The 22,940-nt window shown below is 36.9% G+C and carries 18 protein-coding genes; 8 read left to right on the top strand and 10 right to left on the bottom strand.

The features are described from left to right. Window positions 1–49 precede the first annotated feature (49 nt). Both ftcD and hutI read right to left on the bottom strand, forming a co-directional pair. A complete protein-coding gene (gene ftcD / locus ACKU4N_RS05275) occupies window positions 50–1,741 on the bottom strand; it encodes a glutamate formimidoyltransferase (RefSeq protein ID WP_321321282.1) in 1,692 nt (563 codons plus the stop codon). 333 nt (window positions 1,742–2,074) lie between these two features. Beyond that, window positions 2,075–3,328 carry an imidazolonepropionase gene (gene hutI / locus ACKU4N_RS05270; protein WP_321321280.1) on the bottom strand — a complete coding sequence of 418 codons (1,254 nt, stop codon included), beginning with the start codon at window positions 3,326–3,328 and terminating at the stop codon, window positions 2,075–2,077. A gap of 399 nt (window positions 3,329–3,727) precedes the next feature. On the opposite strand from hutI, the gene ACKU4N_RS05265 reads away from it, so the two are divergent. Then, a complete protein-coding gene (locus ACKU4N_RS05265; RefSeq protein ID WP_321321279.1) occupies window positions 3,728–5,323 on the top strand; it encodes a YfcC family protein in 1,596 nt (531 codons plus the stop codon). A gap of 123 nt (window positions 5,324–5,446) precedes the next feature. Here ACKU4N_RS05265 and ACKU4N_RS05260 read toward each other — a convergent pair whose 3' ends face one another. The 3 genes from ACKU4N_RS05260 to ACKU4N_RS05250 form a co-directional block, all read right to left on the bottom strand. Then, on the bottom strand, window positions 5,447–6,841 hold the full coding sequence (locus ACKU4N_RS05260; protein WP_156194359.1) for a RagB/SusD family nutrient uptake outer membrane protein: 1,395 nt from the start codon (window positions 6,839–6,841) through the stop codon (window positions 5,447–5,449). A gap of 24 nt (window positions 6,842–6,865) precedes the next feature. Beyond that, on the bottom strand, window positions 6,866–9,964 hold the full coding sequence (locus tag ACKU4N_RS05255) for a SusC/RagA family TonB-linked outer membrane protein (protein ID WP_321321276.1): 3,099 nt from the start codon (window positions 9,962–9,964) through the stop codon (window positions 6,866–6,868). 728 nt (window positions 9,965–10,692) lie between these two features. Next, window positions 10,693–10,863, bottom strand: a complete 171-nt coding sequence (locus ACKU4N_RS05250; protein ID WP_124991204.1) for a 4Fe-4S ferredoxin — start codon at window positions 10,861–10,863, stop codon at window positions 10,693–10,695. A 168-nt stretch (window positions 10,864–11,031) separates the two neighbouring features. Here ACKU4N_RS05250 and zupT point away from each other — a divergent pair, with 168 nt between their 5' ends. After that, window positions 11,032–11,850, top strand: coding sequence for a zinc transporter ZupT (gene zupT, locus ACKU4N_RS05245; RefSeq protein ID WP_321321273.1), 819 nt, complete (start codon window positions 11,032–11,034; stop codon window positions 11,848–11,850). A gap of 16 nt (window positions 11,851–11,866) precedes the next feature. Here zupT and nth read toward each other — a convergent pair whose 3' ends face one another. Continuing rightward, window positions 11,867–12,529 (bottom strand): endonuclease III, encoded by a 663-nt coding sequence (nth, locus tag ACKU4N_RS05240; RefSeq protein ID WP_321321271.1) that lies wholly within the window; start codon window positions 12,527–12,529, stop codon window positions 11,867–11,869. 464 nt (window positions 12,530–12,993) lie between these two features. On the opposite strand from nth, the gene ACKU4N_RS05235 reads away from it, so the two are divergent. From ACKU4N_RS05235 to nadD, 6 genes are all read left to right on the top strand, one after another. Beyond that, entirely contained in the window at window positions 12,994–13,851 is an 858-nt protein-coding gene (locus ACKU4N_RS05235) for a C1 family peptidase (RefSeq protein ID WP_321321269.1), read from the top strand. A gap of 205 nt (window positions 13,852–14,056) precedes the next feature. Beyond that, a complete protein-coding gene (locus ACKU4N_RS05230) occupies window positions 14,057–15,919 on the top strand; it encodes an ABC-F family ATP-binding cassette domain-containing protein (RefSeq protein ID WP_321321266.1) in 1,863 nt (620 codons plus the stop codon). A gap of 52 nt (window positions 15,920–15,971) precedes the next feature. After that, on the top strand, window positions 15,972–17,318 hold the full coding sequence (locus ACKU4N_RS05225; protein ID WP_321321264.1) for an MATE family efflux transporter: 1,347 nt from the start codon (window positions 15,972–15,974) through the stop codon (window positions 17,316–17,318). A 121-nt stretch (window positions 17,319–17,439) separates the two neighbouring features. Further along, the gene (locus tag ACKU4N_RS05220; protein ID WP_191991575.1) at window positions 17,440–18,318 is read left to right on the top strand and encodes a YicC/YloC family endoribonuclease; all 879 of its coding nucleotides are present in this window, start codon (window positions 17,440–17,442) and stop codon (window positions 18,316–18,318) included. 82 nt (window positions 18,319–18,400) lie between these two features. Continuing rightward, the gene (gene gmk / locus ACKU4N_RS05215) at window positions 18,401–18,967 is read left to right on the top strand and encodes a guanylate kinase (protein WP_321321262.1); all 567 of its coding nucleotides are present in this window, start codon (window positions 18,401–18,403) and stop codon (window positions 18,965–18,967) included. 19 nt (window positions 18,968–18,986) lie between these two features. Continuing rightward, the gene (gene nadD / locus ACKU4N_RS05210) at window positions 18,987–19,565 is read left to right on the top strand and encodes a nicotinate (nicotinamide) nucleotide adenylyltransferase (RefSeq protein WP_321321260.1); all 579 of its coding nucleotides are present in this window, start codon (window positions 18,987–18,989) and stop codon (window positions 19,563–19,565) included. A 439-nt stretch (window positions 19,566–20,004) separates the two neighbouring features. Here the strand turns inward: nadD and ACKU4N_RS05205 are convergent, their stop codons facing one another. Genes ACKU4N_RS05205 through ACKU4N_RS05190 form a run of 4 tightly spaced genes read right to left on the bottom strand, consistent with a single transcriptional unit; the run spans window position 20,005 to window position 22,727 of the window. After that, on the bottom strand, window positions 20,005–20,556 hold the full coding sequence (locus ACKU4N_RS05205) for a 2-oxoacid:ferredoxin oxidoreductase subunit gamma family protein (RefSeq protein ID WP_321321258.1): 552 nt from the start codon (window positions 20,554–20,556) through the stop codon (window positions 20,005–20,007). 32 nt (window positions 20,557–20,588) lie between these two features. Then, window positions 20,589–21,362, bottom strand: coding sequence for a thiamine pyrophosphate-dependent enzyme (locus ACKU4N_RS05200; RefSeq protein ID WP_321321256.1), 774 nt, complete (start codon window positions 21,360–21,362; stop codon window positions 20,589–20,591). 3 nt (window positions 21,363–21,365) lie between these two features. Continuing rightward, window positions 21,366–22,451, bottom strand: a complete 1,086-nt coding sequence (locus ACKU4N_RS05195; RefSeq protein ID WP_321321254.1) for a 3-methyl-2-oxobutanoate dehydrogenase subunit VorB — start codon at window positions 22,449–22,451, stop codon at window positions 21,366–21,368. A gap of 48 nt (window positions 22,452–22,499) precedes the next feature. Then, window positions 22,500–22,727, bottom strand: coding sequence for a 4Fe-4S dicluster domain-containing protein (locus ACKU4N_RS05190; RefSeq protein WP_101308731.1), 228 nt, complete (start codon window positions 22,725–22,727; stop codon window positions 22,500–22,502). Window positions 22,728–22,940: the final 213 nt, after the last annotated feature.

Below are 22,940 nucleotides of genomic sequence, written 5' to 3'. Positions count from 1 at the left end.
TCAGATTTTGGAAACCTGACAGGTCTATATAAAATATCATTGATACGAATTAGATTTTAGCGTTAACCATGGCTACAATCTCGTTTTCGAGAGCAATGGCCTTGTCAACAATTGCCTGTCCTTTGGCAATGATGTCGGCAGCCCAGGCTTTGTCCTGCAAGTCGGCTGCATTAATTTTCACATTCATGAAAGCACCCAAAACTCCCGAACGGGCCGCCAATGCGCCAACACCGGCATCGGTTACCGAATTAGGATTCCCGATTTCGGCCATTGCTTTGGCAACGTCCATCGATCCCAAACACAGCTCCATGGTTTGAAAAGGAACCATGGTTGCAAATTTGGTGGCTTCTTCCATGGCCTCGTTGCGGGCCGCTTTCTCGGCATCGGTTCCTTTAGGCAAACGAACGGCATCCATAATTTTGTTGAAGGCGTTGGTGTCCTCATCAACCAGATGAACCAGCTTGCTGTGGTAGGATTTGCCTTGCTCGGCCCAATCGGAAAATTCTTCCCAACGATCATCCCATCCCGGCTTGTGAGCCGAAAGGTTGGCAACCATTGAACCCAATGCGGCACCCATAGCACCCATGTAGGCAGAAATTGATCCGCCGCCCGGAGCCATCGATTCGGAAGCTGTTTCGTTTACAAAATCGGTTAAACTTAAGTCAACCAATTTCTTCTGATCTTTGTCTTCGAGGATGTACTCGATAATTTTTTTGTCGGCATCGAATGGATACAACTCATCCAATCCAAGCGATTTAACTGCGATTTTAATGATTTCGCGGTCGGCAATACCGGTTGAACGTTCCTGCATGCGAAGGTAATGTTTACCGGCATCCAACATGGCTTTTAAGGGCACAACACCAACCAACTCCGATCCGGTAACACGAATACCACGAGCCTGAGCCTTGGCGCAAACCTCGTCGAATGCTTTGTGAATAGAGGTTACCGTAAGGTCGGTCATGTTCATGGAAATCTGAGCAACACCAAATTCTTCGATAAACCATCCGATTGCCTTAGTGGCTTTAAGGGTTCCAGGAATCATTACCGGATTTCCTTTTTCATCGGTCACTATTTTTCCTGTTGCCGGATTTCCTTCACGCAAGGTACGTCCACGCTCGCGAACATCGAATGCGATGGCATTGGCACGACGGGTTGAGGTGGTATTTAAGTTGAAATTGTAAGCAATTAGAAAATTACGCGCTCCAACAGCAGTTACTCCGCTTTTTGCAACTGCAGGTGTAAATTCGGCAGGTCCGAAATCGGGTTTCCACTGCTCGGTGCCAATTCTGTCTTTAACCGCTTCGTACTCGCCTGCACGGCAAACTGCTAAATTTTTACGTTCTGGTGTGCGTGCTGCATTTTCGTAACAATAAACAGGAACACCTGCCTCTTCGCCAATGCGTTTTGCCAACTTGTGTGCGTACTCAACAGTCTCTTCCATACTGATGTTGGCAACTGGTACCAAGGGACAAACATCGGTAGCTCCAAAACGAGGATGAGCACCCGAGTGCTTACTCATATCGATTAACTCGGCTGCTTTTTTTACAGCCCGAAAGGCTGCTTCGCAAACCTCATCGGGCGTACCCACCATAGTTACTACGGTACGGTTAGTTGCTTTCCCAGGATCAACGTCGATTAAACGTACGCCTTCAACAGATTCAATTTCGTTGGTAATCTGCTTAATGATATTCATGTCGTTCCCTTCAGAAAAATTAGGAACACATTCGATTAGTTTTTTCATTGTTGTGATAGATATTAGACATGAGATGTGAGAAATAAGATGTGAGAAACGAGAAAACTCAATTCTTCCCCAACAAGCTCCTTAATCATAACTCTCTGTCTGGTTGTTACTGTTCGTTGTTTTTACTATTTTATTCTTGTCACCTCATCCCCCAACCCCTTCTCCTAAAGACGAAGGGGGGCTTCTCTTCATTTTTGTATTAGAGCCGGTTTGTTGCTCTGTTCCCTCTCCTTCAGGAGAGGCTTAGGGTGAGGTGTTTATATTTAAATCTGTTATATGAAAATTGAGATATTTTCTCTCTCATATCTCCAATCTCATTTCTCACATCTATTTCTACAACACCTTCCCGCGTAAAATCACGACATCAATCAGGTTGCTTCCGTAGGCATAGGGCATGTACTCCACCGAAGGAATTTCTTTGGTGATGTAAACATTAGCAATTTTCCCTTTGGCAATACTTCCCAATTCATCCTCAACGCCCATGGCATAAGCCGAATTTAGGGTAGTTGCATTAATAGCCTCCTGTGGCAGCATTTTATAATTGATACAGGCCAGCGACATAATAAACTTCATATTTCCCGATGGCGACGATCCCGGGTTAAAATCAGATGCCAAAGCAATTGGCAATCCTGCATCCATCATTTTGCGAACGGGTGAGCACACCATGTTTAAGAAAAATGCCGCTCCGGGCAATACTGTAGGCATGGTTTCCGATCCTTTTAAAGCTTCAATTTCGGCATCGCCAACAAACTCTAAATGATCCACCGAAAGGGCATTGTACTTCACTCCTACTTGAATTCCGCCTGAATAATCCAGTTCATTGGCATGAATTTTAGCCCGCATACCATGCTTCATTCCTGCATTTAAAATCCGATCGGTTTCCTCAACAGTAAAAAATCCTTTGTCGCAAAACACATCAATATAATCTGCCAGATCTTCCGCCGCAACCATGGGTATCATCTCATTAATCACCATATCAACATACTCAGCTTGCCGGCCTTTGTATTCATCAGGCACGGCATGTGCTCCCAAAAAACTCGATTTAATAGTCAATGGCGTTGATTCCTTTAAGCGCTTAATTACACGAAGCATTTTCAATTCATCGGCAAGCGTTAAGCCATAACCACTTTTAATTTCAACAGCTCCGGTTCCCAAACTAATAATCTCGTGAATTCGCTCCATGGCCGATTCGTACAACTCCTCTTCCGTTGCTTCGTGCATCAATTTGGCCGAATTCAAAATTCCTCCGCCACGCTTGGCAATCTCTTCGTACGATAAACCTCTAATTTTATCGGAATATTCAATTTCACGACTTCCCGCATACACCAAATGAGTATGCGAATCGCAAAAACTAGGAAAAACCATTCTTCCCGTAGCGTCATACTCCTCAATGCAATCAAAACCTTCCTTATCATCAAAGTCAGGAATGTCTTCCATCTTACCAAAATCAGTAATTCTATCGCCTTCAATCAGCAAGTAGGCATCATCAATGCAATTCAAATTGGCCATATCGGTTCCGGCAACCCATTTACGAGCTTCCGTATCAACCTGAACTAATGTTTTTATATTACTTATTAACAACTTCATGTTATAGATATTTGATATTAAATGTGAGACATGAGAAATCCCCATTCTCTATATTTTCTTAACTCAATATTTCTTTCCGGGCGTTTCCCTCCTTGGGTCGGGTCAGGCTTTTCACTTCTACCCCTCGTTCTTCCCCACAAAATCCCCCACAACTCGGGGTATCAGTTTCAATCCTTAACGCACTCTATCATTAATCAGTGGCTCAACTTTCAACGACTGCTTTTCACAATCCAAAAAGTTGGGATATCACAATGCAAATATTAGGGAAAAATGGGCAATTTGCAAACCTTTTCGATATGCTTTTAAAATAAATTCAAAGCTTCCATTCTCTTCATATTTTTCTATTTTTACACATTCATATTACAAGAACTATCAAAACTTACAACAAACCTACAAATCATGTTTAAAAAGATACCGCATACTTATGTTATTGTATTCGCTATAGTCGTTCTATCAGCCATTCTCACCTGGCTAATTCCGGGCGGAGAATTCGAACGAACTACTGTTAATGTAAATGGAACCAATCGGGAGGTTATCGTACAGAATTCCTACCAGCAAATCGAAAGTCAAGGTCAATCTTGGGAGGTTTTCTCTTCTTTTTTCAAAGGTTTTGTCGACAAAGCCGACATTATCATGTTCATTCTGGTTATTGGTGGTGCCTTCTGGATCATGAATGCGAGCAAATCAATCGATATTGGAATTTACTCCTTTCTAGAATTTACCAAGAAGCTGGAGAAGAATAAACTGATCCGAAAAATCGGAGTCAACAACATAATTATCACGCTAATCATGCTAATATTCAGCATTTTTGGTGCCACCTTCGGCATGAGTGAGGAAACCATTGCCTTTACCATCATATTTGTACCCATGGCCATTAAAATGGGATACGATTCTATTGTAGGTGTAGCCATCTGCTTTGTTGCCGCCGGACTCGGTTTCGCCGGAGCACTTTTAAACCCATTTACAATTGGAATAGCGCAAGGCTTATCGAATTTACCCTTGTTCTCAGGCATTGAATACCGCTTGTTCTGTTGGGTAGTAATTAATTTTATCGGTTTTGCTTTCATCTTACGATACGCTGCCAAGGTTCGCAAAAATCCCACAAAATCATTGGTTTACACCGATGATGAATACTGGAGAAAGCATCACGACACCGATATGGAGGCTATTGAATATTACACGCCTAAATCGGCATGGCTAACCTATATCGTTCTCTTGGTTTCCATGATTGGCTTTTCCTACTATTATCCTGTCAGCACACTCAAAATCGGAAACTCTGAAAGTACTTTTATGGTGCTGCCAATTATCACTGCTCTTTTTGCTGTTTCAGGGATTCTGTCTCTGCGTAAATCGGTTCACTTCTACATTCTTAACCTACTTCTGTTCACGATTATTTTTCTTATTGTAGGCGTAATGGGATACGGCTGGTACATCATGGAAATTGCCACCCTATTCTTTGCCATGGGAATCTTTTCAGGCATTGCTTTCAATAACACAGCCAACGAAATAACCCATCTGTTTTTGGATGGTGCCCGCGATATTCTTTCTGCTGCAATGATTGTTGGATTGGCGGGTGGAATACTAATCGTTCTGGAAGAGGGTCACATCATCGATTCCATCCTTTACTACATCTCTCAATCGATGAACGATTTTGGAAAAATGGCCTCGGTAAGCATGATGTATCTGATTCAAAACATCATCAACATCATCATTCCATCCGGTTCGGCCAAGGCAGCTCTTACCATGCCAATGATGTCGCAATTCTCCGATTTAATTGGTGTATCACGTCAGGCAACCGTAATGGCTTTTCAGTTTGGTGATGGATTTACCAATATGATTACGCCAACCTCCGGTGTTTTGATCGGTGTGTTGGGTGTTGCCAAAATTCCTTACGACAAATGGGTAAAATGGATCGGCGGTTTTATGGCAATCCTGATTTTATTGGGATTATTACTACTAATCCCAACTGTTACAATGGAACTGAATGGGTTTTAACCGCAAAATTATTCAGGCATAAATAAGGGCCTCAATTTTGAATTGAGGCCCTTTAAAATTTAAATGTCCGTCCTGAGATATCCTTTCATTAAAAGCAATATAAAAAAACTAATTATATAAGCTCTATTTAGCATACCCTGGGTTCTGAACCATATTAGGATTAGCATCAATTTCATCCTGTGGAATCGGCCAACGTCTTTTATTATCTGTTATCGGTAAATCCAACAATGCCCAATGTGAACTACTTGTTCTGGTCACATTAAGTCCTCGTCTATTCAAATCGAACCAACGAAATCCTTCACCCCATAATTCTTTTCTTCTCTCAAGCAATACTTCATTAATTAGTGTTTCTCCTGTGCTGGTTGACTTAACTGCTGTTGCATCTGCTCTACTTTGAATTGCAAATAATGCGTCCTGAGCCGCTGTTTCATGACCGGCACCTAATTCCGCTTCTGCTTCTGCTTCAATCAAATACATTTCAGATGCACGCATTAAAACTTGATCCATAACCCAACCACTTACATGTTCAAATTTTAATGACACATGTCCTCCTGAATAAACACCATCATCAATTTGTTGTAAACGAGTATCATCTGCTCCAAATAATGCACGAAAATCAACATCAATTCTAAAAGAATTATACCCCAATGTTCTTAGTGCATCATAAAATGAAGCAACATGCAGGTAACCATTATTATCATCAGCAACGGAACGCAAAGACCACATCCATTCCGAATTACTATCATCCTGAAAACCTTCCAGTAATTGATCTGCTGTCATTAATGAATAACCATCACGTGCCTCTTTCGCCCATTTTGATGCGTTTGCCCAATCCTCCATATTAAGATATGCACGAGCCAATAATCCTTTTGCTGCGGCAGTTGTTAATCTATAACTTTCTGATGCAACAAGATTCTCTGCAGCATAAGTCAAATCACTAATAATTTGAGTATATACTTCCTGAACTGTAGAACGAGAAGGTCCCGGATCGGACGGCAATACTGGTTCAAGAATCAGAGGAACTCCTAAGGCGGAAGGATCTACAGCATATGGCATCGCATATGCCTGAATCATATTAAGATATGAATATCCCCGAAGACCTCTGGATTCTGCAATTAATTGAACTTTTGAAGCCTCATCCATATCAACAGCTTCCAATCCATTTATAACAAGGTTCACATTGGTTATCACCTTATAAGCATACGCCCAAACATCCTCACAATAATACATTGTTGGTAGCTCTGTATAAGCATATGTTTCTACATGCCTTCCGTAATTACCAGAACTTTTCACAAACACATCCTCACCTTTTACATCTCCTTCCATTATAAAATATGGCAGATAATATGAGTATTGCATTTGATCATATGCACCAATAAGAACAGCATTTACTTTAGCTGGGGTCGACATTGCATCACTTGCCTCAATCGACTCGGATGGAGTCAGTTCGAGAAAATCCTCTCCGCAAGAAGCAAACAGGAGTGTCAATAGTAATAATAATAATATTCTATTTTTCATGTCTTCAATTTTTTCAATTAATACTTACAATCCTAATTTCACTCCAAATGAAAAAGTCTTAATATTTGGCATGTTATTATTTGATGTTCCAGCGATACTTTGTTCTGGATCAATTCCCTTATGATTTTGCCATGTCCAAATATTATCTCCTTGTACATATAATCTGAGACTTGAAAGCTTATAGCGCTCAAGGAATTGCTTAGGCACATCATATCCTAGAGTTATATTCCTCAATCTAACAAATGAGTTATCGTGCAAAAACCTTGTCGATCTTTCATGAAATTGAAAAGAGTTATTCACTTCAAATCGAGGAATATCAGTGATGTCACCTGGTTTTTTCCAAGCTTTGTCAATCACCTTTGTTAATAACTGAGTTCCTGGTGAAGATCCCATATGTAATAGATCAGCCTCAGTATAATCAAGAATCTTACCTCCCATACTAAAATATAGCATAAAAGAAAGATCAAAACCTTTATATTCGAAATTATTTCTTAGACCCGCAGTAAAATCTGGCAAAGCAGATCCTGATTTAAATTTAGTTGCTTTCGAATAAACTTTCGTAGTAGTAATCTCTTTCGTAGTTTCATCCTCTACATACCAAGTTGGAGATCCATCAGTGGCATCAACTCCTGCAAATTTTTGAATATAGAATTGGTAGCGATCACTTCCTTCCTCCCAGATTTTGGAACCATCAATAACCTTTTCCTCAGGTAAACTTTTAATCTTATTCTTGTTTGCTGAAAAATTTAAACTAGTTGTCCAAGAAAAAATACTGTTCCTCATATTTTCGCTTGATAGTTCAATTTCAATACCTTTATTTTCAATTTCTGCAATATTAGTTTTTACAGTAGGAACACCAGTCGTAAATGATAACTTTTGATCATACAACAGACCATCAGAAATTTTGCTATAATATTCAACAGTACCACTAACACGATTAAATAAACGAAATTCTGCTGCAATATCCCATGCTGTAAGTTTCTCCCATTTTAAATTTGGGTTTGCCATTTGAGTGAAGGCTATACCAGCATTACCACCATAATTTTCACCATAATCAAAAAGAGCCATAGCAATGTATCGTTCATATACACGAACTGCATCGCTACCATTAATACCATAACTTGCTCTAATTTTCAAATCATCGACCCATTGCAAATTCGACATAAAGTCCTCTTGCGACATTCTCCATGATCCTGCAACAGACCAAAAATTTCCCCACTTGTTATCAGATCCAAAAATGGAGGATCCATCACGTCGGAAACTAGCACTAAAATAGTATTTACCGGCATAATCGTAATTTAAACGAGAAAAATAGGAACTTAAAGCTTTTTCTCTAAAATAAGAAAGTGCTGTAACAGGCTGTGCAGTAGCTACTAATTCATCCGTTCCAGGAAAAACAAAGTCTGTTGCTTCAGCATTTAGTAATTCATACTTAGTCTCTGTTGCTTCCTGACCTAACAATAAACCCACTGTGTGAATCTCATTGAACGTCTTGGACCAATTAAGTGTATTAGTAATAGATTTTGTAGTTTCAACAATACTATAACGATCTCCCCTACCATTTACAGACTTTCCATTACCATGTTCCGGATTATAAAATCTATTTTCTTTTAAATCAGATCTATCGTAAGACACTTGAGTCTTTAAATTAAAATCCTTTAAAAATTTCAATTCAGCGAATGATGAAGATAATACTCTAAAAGTTTCACTTGTATATTTATCCAAACTTCTTAACGCTACTGGATTGAAATCCAATTGAACCGCATTTTCATAGTTATACTCATCAGTTTTCACTCCATCTTCCCAAACATATAATGGATACACTGAAGATACATAATCTGCAAATTTGACAGGACTAGCACCACCACCAGCACCCGGAGGTGTTTTCTGCTCTGTAATAGAGATCGTATTGTTCATTCCAACTTTAAAAAAATCTGTTACATCATTGGAAACATTTAACTTTGTTGAAAGTCGCTCAAAACTAGAACCAATTGCAATTCCTTCTTGATTCAAATATCCCGCAGACAAATAAAATTTAGTTTTGTCATTACCTCCGGTAGCGCTAATATTATATTCTTCAGATTTAGCAATTCGATAAACCTCATCTCTCCAATCTGTATCATATAATAGCTTTGCATTTGGGTCTAATTGTCCATTTGCTCCATAAGGATTATCAATATTATATGGATTTATTGTAGCTCCACTAGTGCTAAAATCACTAATAACAGAAGCATTAGCAGCTGTAGCATCCCCGCCATTTTCAGCATAGTAATAATCAAAAAATGTTTTATAATACTGCCCTGCATTCATTATTTTATGCTGATCAACCGCCATATCAGAAAAGCCATATTTTGCAGAGAAGTTAACTTTGGTCTTTCCAGACAATCCTTGTTTCGTTGTAATCAATATAACACCATTAGCTGCACGTGAACCATATAATGCAGAAGCTGATGCATCTTTCAGGATAGTTATATTCTCTATATCCGAAGGATTTAAAGAGGAAAGTGGGCTCGCAGAGGTTCCATAATTAGTCGCATCAGCAACTTGGCTATAATTTTCCGAATTAATTGCAACGCCATCAATTATATATAAAGGAGTAGCAACACCATTAATAGAACCAATACCACGAATTCTAACAGTTGTTGCAGATCCTGGCTGACCAGAAGTACTAACGACCTGCACCCCTGCTGTACTTCCCTGAAGAGCTTCTTCGAAACTCGTTGCAGAAGATTTTAAAATATCGTCACCTTTAACTGTTGCTGCCGAACCAGTAAAACTAGATTTCTTGGATACTCCATAAGCTACAACCATAACCTCATCCATTCCTATTGCTTCGGCTTGCATAATTACATTAATCACGGTCTGATTTCCAACAGAAATTTCCTGTGGTGTCATCCCTACAAAGCTAAACAATAAAACATCTGAAGATTGAGCATTTAAGGTATACTTACCGTCAATATCGGTACTTGTTCCTGACGTGGTTCCTTTAATAACCACGGAGACTCCAGGCATCCCCATGCCATCATCAGCACTGGTTACCGTACCCGAAATTTGTTTTGTTTGTGCATTAACTATTTGGAAAGTTAACATGAATACACAAACAATAAATGCCAGTTTTTTCATAAAAGAAATTTTTAGTTAGTAAAAATACATGTGGTTAACGGAGATTAATTTAACAAATTTTAACGATCCTACGAAACTTTTTATACTTGTTAAATACTACCAATCAACGTAATACAATAAACCAACTAACTAAAACAATAATGATAATTAACAGTACAAATATTTAAAAATATATATATCCTTATATTATAAAGATATTCCATATTTTCATAATAAAAATATTTACAAAAACAATTAATTACTATAAAAACTTATCTGATTTAAAAATATTATAAATTACTCCTCACATAACTACCTTATGATCAAATCAAAACACATTAAACACTTACTTTCTTAACAAAGAAACACATACTGTATCTTCTTCTTCCACTTATTTTATCTGCTTTTAAGTGTACAACAAAGAATTTGAATAATTTACAAGCTCTTGTTACTCCATCTATATTAACTTTACTCTTGAGAAATTAATAATCGATGGAGGGTTCTCGTTAGAAAAACGTAAATACTAATCTTATCAAACTTCATAAAACAATTACCTCACCTTATTTTGACAAACCATAAATGACATGTTATTCTTAAATATTCTCCAATAAATTCATAATAAAGACGCATTTAAACGGATTGAGTCCGGTAAAAAATACCGAACTCAATCACATAATTTTCTATATCCGTTCTATTTTTGGGAACCTCAGATATCATGAACTCTCTCTTTAGACAGTTTATAATGATATTTACTCCCCCTCAGAAATTGCTTCAACCGGACATACTTCTGCGCAGGCAGCACAATCAATACAAGTGTCTGGATCGATAACATAAATATCTCCTTCCGAAATTGCATCTACCGGACATTCATTTATACAAGAACCACAAGCAGTACAGTCATCTGAAATAATATAAGCCATAATGTTATTATTTAAATTAAAAATCATTTAATCAACTCAATTTGATTAAATTTACCACTTGCCATTTCTTAAAACAAGATGTAAATATCTCAGTGCCTTATTTAGATTCATTCCAAACAATTTGCTATATTTAAGCCATAATATATCAATCTAAAAAACATACTATATATGGAATTTGAATTTAATACCGTTGCGATCGCATTTGGAATGACCCTATTTGCTGGTCTTGCTACGGGAATAGGCAGTGCAATTGCCTTCTTCGCCAAACGTACAAATACTAAATTTCTGGCACTTTCCTTAGGATTTTCTGCTGGTGTAATGATTTACGTATCACTTGTAGAAATATTCCAAAAAGCAAAAGATGCACTAATTCTTGATCATGGTGAGGTTACCGGCACCTGGTATACCGTCATCTCATTTTTTGGTGGAATATTGTTTATTGCAGTTATCGATAAAATGATCCCTTCTTTCGAGAATCCTCATGAAGTTCGAAAAATTGAAGATTTGGCAAATGGAAAAGTTATTGATAAAAAATTAATGCGAATGGGAATGTTTTCTGCACTTGCAATTGGAATTCACAATTTCCCGGAAGGATTGGCAACATTTGCAGCCGCATTAGCAGACCCAACGATTGCAATACCAATTGCTGTTGCGATAGCGATACACAATATTCCAGAAGGAATCGCGGTATCGGTACCTATCTATTATGCTACCGGAAGCAGAAAAAAAGCATTTCTATATTCTTTTCTATCAGGTTTAGCTGAGCCTGTTGGAGCATTAATCGGTTTTATTTTAATTTATTCATTTCTAGGATTAAACAACACTGTTTTCGGGGTGTTGTTTGGAGGTGTTGCCGGAATTATGGTTTTTATTTCTTTAGATGAACTGTTACCTACAGCTGAAGAATATGGAGAACATCACATTGCAATTTACGGCTTAATTGCTGGAATGGCGATTATGGCATTAAGCTTACTCCTATTCTTATAACCAGACATTAAAAGCCTCAGGTCGAGGCTTTTTCGTTTTTCTTTTCTTCCTTCTCAAAATATTTACAATACTCTTTAATTCCGCACGCTTTGCATTTCGGTTTTCGTGCTACACACACATACCTACCATGCAGTATTAACCAATGATGAGCCGTTGCAATATATTTATCAGGAATAAACTTCACCAATTGTTTTTCTGTTTCCAAAGGTGTTTTCGAATTTGTAGTTAAACCAATCCTTTCAGAAACCCTAAAAACATGTGTATCTACAGCCATAGCCGGCTTATCGTAAACTACCGAAGCAATCACGTTTGCCGTTTTCCTGCCAACTCCTGGTAATTTCTGCAGTTTATTGATATCATCGGGAACAATCTCTTTATAATCAGTCACCAACATTTTCGCCATCCCCAGCAAGTGTTTCGCTTTATTATTTGGATAAGAGCAAGAACGTATTAAATCGAAAATATCATCTTGACTTGCATGAGATAATTCGAAAGCTGTAGGATATTTGTCAAATAAAAACGGAGTCATCATATTAACTCTTTTATCGGTGCATTGAGCAGACAAGATAACAGCAACTAATAATTCATATGGATTTGAATAATTCAACTCTGTTTCTGCAGCCGGCATATTTTCTTTAAACCATAATATTATCTTCTCAAATCTATCTTTCTTTCGCATAGCTAATTTATCCTTTCTGATCAATATTCGATTTGTAAATCCATCATGCCTATTTTCAAATTAAGTTTTTCAAATAAAAATGACGTTTATCCATCTTTGGATCATACGAATTTAATAAAGTCAAAGAATTAACCCCTCTTTGTTATTGAAAATTCTGCAATTGCGTGAAATTTAATGAATCTTCCTGCAAAACAAAAAAACATCAAACCACATATCATCACAAGGCCTAACTACACCTGTCATCATTCCCAAACAGCACAATAAATACACGAACAATCATAAAATTTACACTAATGTGAAATAAATCACATTTCAACACCCTCAATTAGTTTTACATATAACCATTTTATCGTAAATTCATACCAACTTAAAACTGCAGCAAGGTATTAGACTGATACTCTTGATATTTTTACTGTTTCAATAAAACTACAAAACCATTATTACAAACTTTTAACAATTTACTTATGAAAAAGAATTTAACAAGAATTACCCTACTCTCTGTATTTACATTGAGTTTCCTGTTTTTAACACCTTCGTGTACCAACAATGACGATTCCATTGCAAATCAAGAACAAATTCAGGATGAAGATATCATCATAAACTCGGGTTATTTGCCACTACCTGTTGAGCAATACAATAAAATACCTAGTGCAAAACAAATCAGCACAACTAAATCGTATCCACTTTCTGTAAATCTTTCCTGCCCTCCAATTCTTAGTCAAGGTGGCGAAGGATCCTGCGTTTCCTGGGGAGTTGGGTATGCTGGAAGAAGTATTAGCTGGCAAGCTTTATATGGTGGTTCATACAACTACAGTGTGAATATTTTCAGTCCGGAATACATTTACAATCAAATTAAAGTTACTGACTGTGCCAGTGGTTCATACGTAACTGACGGACTGGACTTGGTTGTAGACCAAGGAGTTTGCGTTTGGAACGATATGCCATACACCGATGTTTCCTGCGATGTATATCCAGACAATTACCAAGTATTGCAAGCCGCAAATTACAAGGCAGCAAGCTATAATACAGTGCCTAAAACAATAGACGCATTCAAAGACCAACTTGCTGCAGGCAAACCAATTGTTGTTGGCGGACCTGTTTATCGTCAGTTTTACTATTTGGGTTATAATGAAATACAAACCAAAACAGTTAAAAATTACGGCGGACATTGTTATTGTGTTGTTGGTTACGACGATAGTAAAAATGCTTTTCTTGTTATGAACTCATGGGGAACAAACTGGGGAACCAATGGATTTGGATGGGTTTCTTACAGCATAATGACCAAAGTATGGTCTGAAGCATATGTATTAAATGAATTATAAAAATTAAAATTGTAGTAATTGAAACAGAACTAGTTATAATCCTGCTATATACAAATAGCAGGATTTTTTTTATGCCCAATTCACTTGCACAGGAGCTTGTATAGTCAACAAACTCCTGTGCAAGTGAATTCTAATTCAATAACAGATTAGTAATGTGTCAGTACTTATTTGTAAATTTGAACTCCAAAAATTAAGAACAGATTAAATGATATCATATTTACAGGTTGAAAACCTTAGCAAAAGTTACGGAGACCTTACTCTATTTGAAAATATTAGTTTCGGAATTGGACAAGGACATAAAATTGCACTGATTGCAAAAAACGGTACCGGAAAAACTACTCTTTTAAATATTATCTCAGGACTGGACAGTCAGGATAGTGGAGACATCAGCTTTCGCAGTGATTTAAAAACAGCATATCTGGAACAAAATCCTGACCTGAACAACAGCAATACTGTCCTTAATGAAGTTTTTAATTCCACAGACTCTGTACTTTCTGTAATTCGTGACTACGAACGAATAATCAATGAAAATGATCAGGAAGCAATGACAGATATCATTGAAAAAATGGATCAATTCAAGGCCTGGGATTACGAAAACAAGGTAAAACAAATCTTATCCAAACTAAAAATCACCAATTTCGATCAAATTATTGGTGAGCTTTCCGGGGGACAAAAAAAAAGAGTTGGATTGGCTAAAGTTCTAATTACTGATCCTGACTTCTTGATTCTTGATGAACCGACCAACCACTTAGATCTGGAAATGATAGAATGGCTTGAGGAATACCTTAACAAATCGAAAGGTACATTATTGATGGTTACTCACGATAGATATTTTCTGGATCGCGTTTGTAATGAAATTATCGAAATGGAGTCTAATAGTCTCTTCACCTATAAAGGCAACTATTCCTACTATTTGGAAAAAAGAGCAGAGCGAATCGAAAATCTAAACGCCGAGGTTGGCAAAGCTCAAAAACTGATGAAAACTGAGCAGGAATGGATACGAAGAATGCCACAAGCGAGGGGAACAAAAGCCAAATACAGAGTTGATGCCTTTGAGGATATCAAGAAAAAAGCAAGCTCTGGATTTAAAGAAACAAAAATGGATTTAGATATTAAATCCGCAAGGTTGGGAAATAAAATTCTGGAACTGGATCGTCTATACAAAAGCTATGGTGATTTAAAAATACTAGAGGATTTCAGCTATAAATTTCAAAGAGAAGAAAAAATAGGAATCGTAGGCAAAAATGGTACAGGAAAATCAACATTCCTAAACATGATTACCCGCAATATTAAAGCCGATTCTGGTTCTATTGAAATCGGAGAAACAGTAGTTTACGGCTACTACAAGCAAGATGGAATTACAATTAACGAGAATGAAAGAATCATTGACGTAATAAAAGAAATTGCAGAATCCATTGATTTAGGCAACGGAAAAGTGATGTCGGCCTCTCAATTTCTGGAATACTTTCTTTTTCCAACTAAAACTCAGTACAATCAGGTTTCGAAACTAAGCGGCGGTGAAAAACGACGATTGTATCTGATGACAGTCTTGATGAAAAACCCGAATTTCTTAATCTTGGATGAGCCCACCAATGATCTGGACATCATGACCTTGAATGTTTTGGAAGATTATTTACTTAGCTTTTCCGGATGTCTGATCATCGTATCTCACGACAGATACTTTATGGATAAAGTTGTGGATCAATTATTTGTATTTGAAGGCGATGGAATTATCAGAAATTTCCCCGGAAATTACACTATTTATCGTGATTCTCAAGTGCAGCAAGAAAAGGAAATTAAAAAAACAGAAAAATTAGCAACACCTAAAAAAGAAAAACCAAAATCGGAACCAACAAAAAAATTATCTTTTAACGAAAAAAGAGAATTTGAGCAATTGGAAGTTGACATTGAAACTCTAACAACAGAAAAAGAAGAAATTGAAATTGCGATGAGTTCCGGAAGTCTGTCAAACGATGAATTGATGGAAAAAGCGGGTCGCATTGAAAAAGTAATTGAATTAATTGACGAAAAAGAATTCAGATGGTTAGAATTAAGCGAACGGGCTTAAATTTCAATATTGAATTTAAATAGCTGAGCTATTTTGCTCTAGACTGAATTGAATGAAAGATTTCACCCAAGGAAACATTACCAGACTCATACTGAATTTCACCTTACCAATGTTGTTGGGAAATGTGTTTCAGCAGCTCTATAATATTGTAGACAGTATTATTGTTGGAAAGGTTTTGGGAAAAGAAGCCCTTGCATCTGTAGGTGCATCATTTCCGATTATATTCACGCTTATAGCATTACTAATTGGAATAGGTTCCGGCTTTTCTATTGTTATATCACAATTTTACGGAGCAAAAGACATCAATAGAGTGAAAAGAGCTATTGATACCATGTATATTTTTTTATTCGGCACTGGTATTTTCATCTCTATACTTGGAATCTATTTTAGTGAACATCTTTTTCTTTTACTACAACTGCCTATCGAATTAATACCTCAGGCAACAAGCTATTTAAATGTCTACATGGCCGGAATGATCATGTTTTTTGGTTTTAGTGGTACCAGTTCTATTCTTCGCGGACTTGGTGATTCCAAAACACCGCTATACTTTTTAATACTGGCCTCCATCTTTAATATTATATTCGATTTATTATTTGTTATGGTATTTAAGTGGGGAATCGCGGGAGCAGCCTGGGCTACAGTTATTGCTCAAAGTGGTGCATTTATTTCCGCTATCATTTACTTAAACCGAAGCCATAGCATCATTAAATTTTCACTTTTCAAATTGGTTTTTGATAAAGACATATTTATTAAAAGTTTAAAAATTGGTATCCCTTCAGGTCTTCAACACACGTTTGTCGCACTGGGAATGATGGCCTTACTGGGAATTGTAAATACTTTTGGAACTGATGTTATTGCAGCCTATACTGCCGCTGGTAGAATCGACTCTTTAGCTATGATGCCGGCAATGAATTTTTCACAGGCAGTAGCTGCATTTGTAGGCCAGAATTTAGGAGCCAATAAAATTGACCGGGTTCGACAAGGATTTAAAGTTACATTCATCATGTCGAATATATTTTGCCTAATGATGACTGCTATCATAATTCTATTTGGAAGTCACTTAATGAAACTATTTACTACCGATACAAACGTAATTGCCATTGGTGAAAAATACTTAATCATAGTGAGTTCTTTCTATCTTCTTTTCTCTACAATGTTCACCACAAATGGAGTATTAAGAGGTGCAGGTGACACACTAATACCAATGTTTATTACACTCTTTTCCCTTTGGATCATTCGCATTCCCGGTGCCTATTTTCTGTCTTCAAAAATTGGAGAAACAGGAATTTGGTGGTCCATCCCCCTTGGTTGGTCAATGGGAACAATATTCTCATATCTTTACTACCGAACCGGCCGGTGGAAAAAAAAATCAATTGTATCACATCAGGAATACTCATAAACAGAATCTTATCTGCGAATAATTAAATAGAATTAATAATTAATCAACTTCGAGCTTCTAAAGGATTTGATTGGTAAATCCACTTCAAACCCTTACCTTTGCCGAAATAAATAGCCCAAATATGTTAATATCGATGACAGGCTTTGGTAAAGCCATTCTTGAACTGGAAAACAAAAAGGTTTCAATCGAAATCAAATCCCTAAACAGTAAACAACTAGATATCAATACCCGAATACCAAACCTTTACAAAGAAAAGGATTTGGTGATAAGGAATGAGATTAAAAATAAGCTGGAACGAGGAAAAGTAGAACTTTCCATTTTCATTGAAAGTGTTGGTACTGACAAAGAAACAAAAATCAACAAACCTATTGTTGAAGCGTACTACAAGCAATTAAATGAGCTGGCTCAGGATCTTGGAATCGCAATAGACAAAGAGCCTATTTTGCAAACCATAGTGAAGTTGCCGGATGCTCTTAAAGTAGAATATCAAGAGCTTGACGAAGAAGAATGGAACCTGATTTTTGAAGGATTTAAAACTGCCCTTGCAGGAATTATGGATTTCCGTAATCAAGAAGGGAATGCACTTCAGGAAGATATTTTTGCCAGAATAGCAAATATCGAGAATCTTTTGACTCAAGTTCCTCAATATGAAAATGACCGAATTGAAACGGTTCGTACCCGAATTAATGATAATCTTAAAGATTTTGTTGAAAAACAAAATGTAGATAAAAACCGTTTCGAACAGGAAATCATTTACTATCTTGAAAAATTAGATATTACAGAAGAAAAAGTTCGTTTGGCTAACCATTGCAAATATTTCATAGAAACATCGAATGCAGGCAACTCTGAGGGCAAAAAACTAGGTTTTATTGCTCAGGAAATTGGACGTGAGATCAACACACTGGGTTCAAAAGCCAATGATTCCAACATCCAAAAAATTGTAATTGACATGAAAGATGAATTGGAAAAAATAAAGGAACAACTTTTAAACGTCTTGTAATTATTACAATAAATCATATTTTAGCGTAGGGTTAGTCACTCTGCGCTTTTTTATAATACTAATCTCTCTAACGCAATATCAAATGTCTGGTAAATTATTCATATTTTCCGCTCCAAGTGGATCTGGAAAAACAACAATAGTTCAACATCTGTTAAAACAGAATTTCAAATTAGAATTCTCAATATCGGCCACCAGCAGAGCCAAAAGAGCCAATGAAACAGACGGTAAAGACTATCACTTTTTATCTGTTGAAGAATTCAAAACAAGAATCGAAAATGATGAATTTCTTGAATGGGAAGAAGTTTATGAAGGTTGCTTTTACGGAACTCTTAAAAGTGAGGTTGACAAGATTAGAAAAAAAGGTAAAAACGTAATATTTGATGTTGATGTTGTGGGTGGAACAAATATCAAGAAATTTTACAAACATGAAGCATTAGCTATTTTTATTCAACCTCCGTCAATTACTGAATTGGAGAACAGATTGCGTAACAGAAATACTGATTCGGATGAAGTAATTGCCAAACGAGTTGAAAAGTTTAAATTTGAATTAGCTTTCTCCGATCAATTTGATAAAGTAATTGTTAACGATAAGCTGGAAGATGCTTTCGCTGAAGCTGAAGCTGCTATACACGATTTTCTTAGTAAATAAGCATATTACATCAGAGAGGATGAAAATAGGATTGTTTTTCGGATCATTTAATCCAATACATATTGGACATCTTGCTATTGCTAACTACATGGCAGAATACACCGATATGGAACAAATTTGGTTTGTGGTTAGTCCTCACAATCCTTTCAAGAGTAAAAACAGTCTTTTAGCCGACTACCATCGTCTTGAATTGGTAAATAGAGCCATTGAACGGTATCCCAATTTAAAGGCTTCAAATATTGAATTTGGAATGCCTCAGCCTTCTTTTACCATCGACACTCTAACCTATTTACAAGAAAAGAATCCATCTCATCAATTTTGCCTGATTATCGGATCGGATAATTTAAAAAACTTCCCAAAATGGAAGAATCATGAATTAATTCTAAAGAATCATGATATATTTATCTATCCTCGTCCTAATTTCAATAGTGAAGATATTACCTTAAACGGCAATATTCACACTGTAAATGCTCCCTTAATAGAAATCTCTTCAAGTTTTATCCGTGAAGCTATAAAAGAGAAAAAAAACATTCCTTATTTCATGCCCGAAAAGGCTTACAATTACCTGAAAGAGATGCACTTTTACGAAAAGCTATAAAATGAAAAAAGGCTGGTCCCCACCAGCCTTTTATCTAACCCAAAATGATTTCCAATACGAAGTTTTAACCCTAAAACCATATACTATTCATAAGGAAATTCCGATACGATCATCATGCCTAACCACTACACTCCCGAATCGGAGTGCAAAGGTAAATATTAATTTAAGACTACAAAGGGATTTTAAATTAAAACTTCAGTTATTTTTATCTCATTTTATAAAAGAAAATAACACTTCCATACATCCCCTTTATCAAATAATATTTCAACCAAAACAAAGATTTTTTTATTTCGAAAGCAAATCATCAGAACACAACGAATAAATAATTGCATGCCAGTTAATTACAACCTACTACTTAGTGTTTTAAAAATAAAAAAGGAGAATCCCGCTTGAAATTCTCCCTTGATTATACCTGATGTTAATATTGTTGTATTTTCTTTTATATTGTATGAACTGTCTCAACAGAATCGCTACCCTTTTGAATCGCTTCAATATTTAAAGGTATTAATTTATGATGACGCTCCGGCAAAGACTTCTCCAAACCTTTTTTAACATTTTCCAATAATACAATTGGTTTTACTTTTAGGAAGCCTCCCATAATAATCATGTTAAAAGTTTGAGGATTGCCCATTTCTGCAGCAAGAGCAGCTCCGGGAATTCTATAAATATTAATATCTTTTCTTTCCGGATGATGCGTAATACCATTTGGATCATATAATAAAGTTCCTCCTGGTTTAACCTCATCCACAAACTTATCCATTGATTGCTGATTAAGAATGATTGCGGTATCAAACTTTTTCAAAACAGGTGAACTAATTCTATCGTCGCTTAAGATTACAGTTACATTAGCAGTTCCGCCACGCATTTCCGGTCCGTAAGAAGGCATCCAAGACACCTCCTGATTTTGCATGATTCCTGAATAAGCGAGAATTTTACCCATTGAAAGTACACCTTGACCACCAAATCCTGCAATTATTATTTCTTCTGTCATTTTTTTACAGTTTAATTGATTAAAATGGATTTTTACTCATCCTTTAATGTACCCAATGGATAGTAAGGAAACATGTTTTCTTTCATCCACTCGTTAGATTTAGCAGGAGAAAGTTTCCATCCGGAACTACAAGTACCTACAATCTCGATGAAAGATAATCCTTTATTTTCTCTTGTATTTTCAAAAGCCTTCATAGCAGCTTTCTTCAACTTTCTTACCGCTCCAGGAGTTTCTGCTGATTGACGGGTTACAAAGCGTGTACCTGGTAACATGGCAATCATTTCAGTAATTTTCATTGGAAATCCTGTTACCTTACAATCACGTCCGTAAGGAGTCGTTGCAGTAACCTGACCTTCCAATGTAGTTGGAGCCATTTGACCACCAGTCATACCATAAATCGCATTATTTACGAAAAACACCACGATATTTTCACCTCTGTTACACGCGTGAATAATCTCAGCACAACCAATGGAAGCTAGATCACCGTCACCCTGATAAGTGAAAACATATTTCTCCGGCATCAAACGGGAAGTTGCTGTTGCCAATGCAGGAGCACGGCCATGAGCGGCTTGCTGCCAATCGATATCAATATAGTTGTAGGCTAAAACAGAACATCCAACAGGCGAAACACCAATTGTTTTATCCTGAATCCCCATCTCGTCAATAACCTCTGCAATTACTTTATGAATTACTCCGTGAGTACATCCAGGACAGTAGTGCATTTCATTATCCAAAAGAACACTGGTTTTACCATAAACCAGATTCTCTTTGCTAATTATTTTGTTGATTTCAGTCGTTGCTGTCATAACTTATTTTCCTAAAATTTTTTGTTCCAATGCTTCAACTACTTCCTCTGGTGTAGGAATGATTCCACCATAACGTCCAAAATGCTCAACAGGCACTTTACCATTAACGGCAAGACGAACATCCTCAACCATTTGGCCTGCGCTCATCTCAACGGATAAAATTCCTTTCACATCCTTCAACATTTCCTGAATCGCTTTGGTAGGATACGGGAAGAGGGTAATCGGACGTAACAATCCAACCTTAATTCCTTTTTCACGAGCTTGCTCTACTGCTTTTTGGCAGATACGGGCACTAGATCCATAAGCAACAAAAAGATATTCTGCATCATCACATGCAATCTTTTCGAATCTCACTTCATTTTCTTCCATTGCGCGATATTTCGCCTGCAATTTATGATTGAATATTTCCTGTTTAGCAGAATCCAAGTCAAGAGAAGTAGAGATATTACGTTCGCGATCGGCAGGTTTACCAACAGTAGCCCATGATCCTGAAATTTCTTTTATTTCCTCAGCAGTCCATCGTGGTTTGAAATCTGACAATTCAACTTTTTCCATCATCTGACCAATAACACCATCAGATAAAATCATTGCCGGATTTAAATATTTAAAGGCCAATTTAAACGAAAGATCTACAAAATCGTTCATTTCCTGCACAGATGCGGGAGCCAATACAATTAATTTATAATCACCATGACCTCCACCTTTTACGGCCTGAAAATAATCTGACTGAGCCGGCTGAATAGTACCTAAACCTGGTCCGCCCCGAACGATATTAACAATCAAAGCAGGCAATTCGGCACCTGCCAAATAGGTAATTCCTTCTGCTTTTAAACTAATACCCGGACTTGATGAAGAAGTCATTACTTTTTTTCCGCATGAAGCTCCACCATAAACCATATTGATGGCTGCAACTTCACTTTCGGCTTGTAGAACCACCATCCCTGTTTCCTCCAGGGGTCTGCGGATCATTAGGGTTTCCATTATTTCGGATTGAGGAGTAATCGGGTAACCAAAATACCCATCACATCCACAGCGAATCGCGGCTTCAGCAATAACCTCATTTCCTTTCATTAAACGAACGTCTCCCATTACAAATATTTTTATAAATTTTTCAGATTTAGAATAAGTTAGCTTAGTCTAGCTTGCTTTTACTCTGTAAACAGTAATTACAGTGTCCGGACAAACCAAACCACAACTTGAACAACCAATACATGCATCAGCATTGGCCATATGTGCATAATGATAACCTTTGCCATTCACGTCGCGCGCAAGTTCAATAACCTTTGTAGGGCAGGCTACAACACATAAGCCACAACCTTTACATTTTTCGGTATCAACAACAATAGCGCCTTTGAATTTTGCCATAGCGTATTTAGAATTAAGAATTACATTTTATTTTACTTGATAAAGGTAACAAATCAAAAGTACTTTTCATTGTTTTGCTTTCGATTCATTAGGATTTTGCGAAATTTACAATCAGTCTAAATAAATATCGCAATTTGAAGTAACAATTTATATGTTTTCGCCACTCGCAGCTTACAAATTGAAACCTGACATAAGCAACGTTATTGTTACAAG

Source organism: Labilibaculum sp. (genome assembly GCF_963664555.1).
Classification (GTDB): Bacteria; Bacteroidota; Bacteroidia; order Bacteroidales; family Marinifilaceae; genus Labilibaculum.
This window is presented reverse-complemented; position numbering and strand designations above follow the sequence as displayed.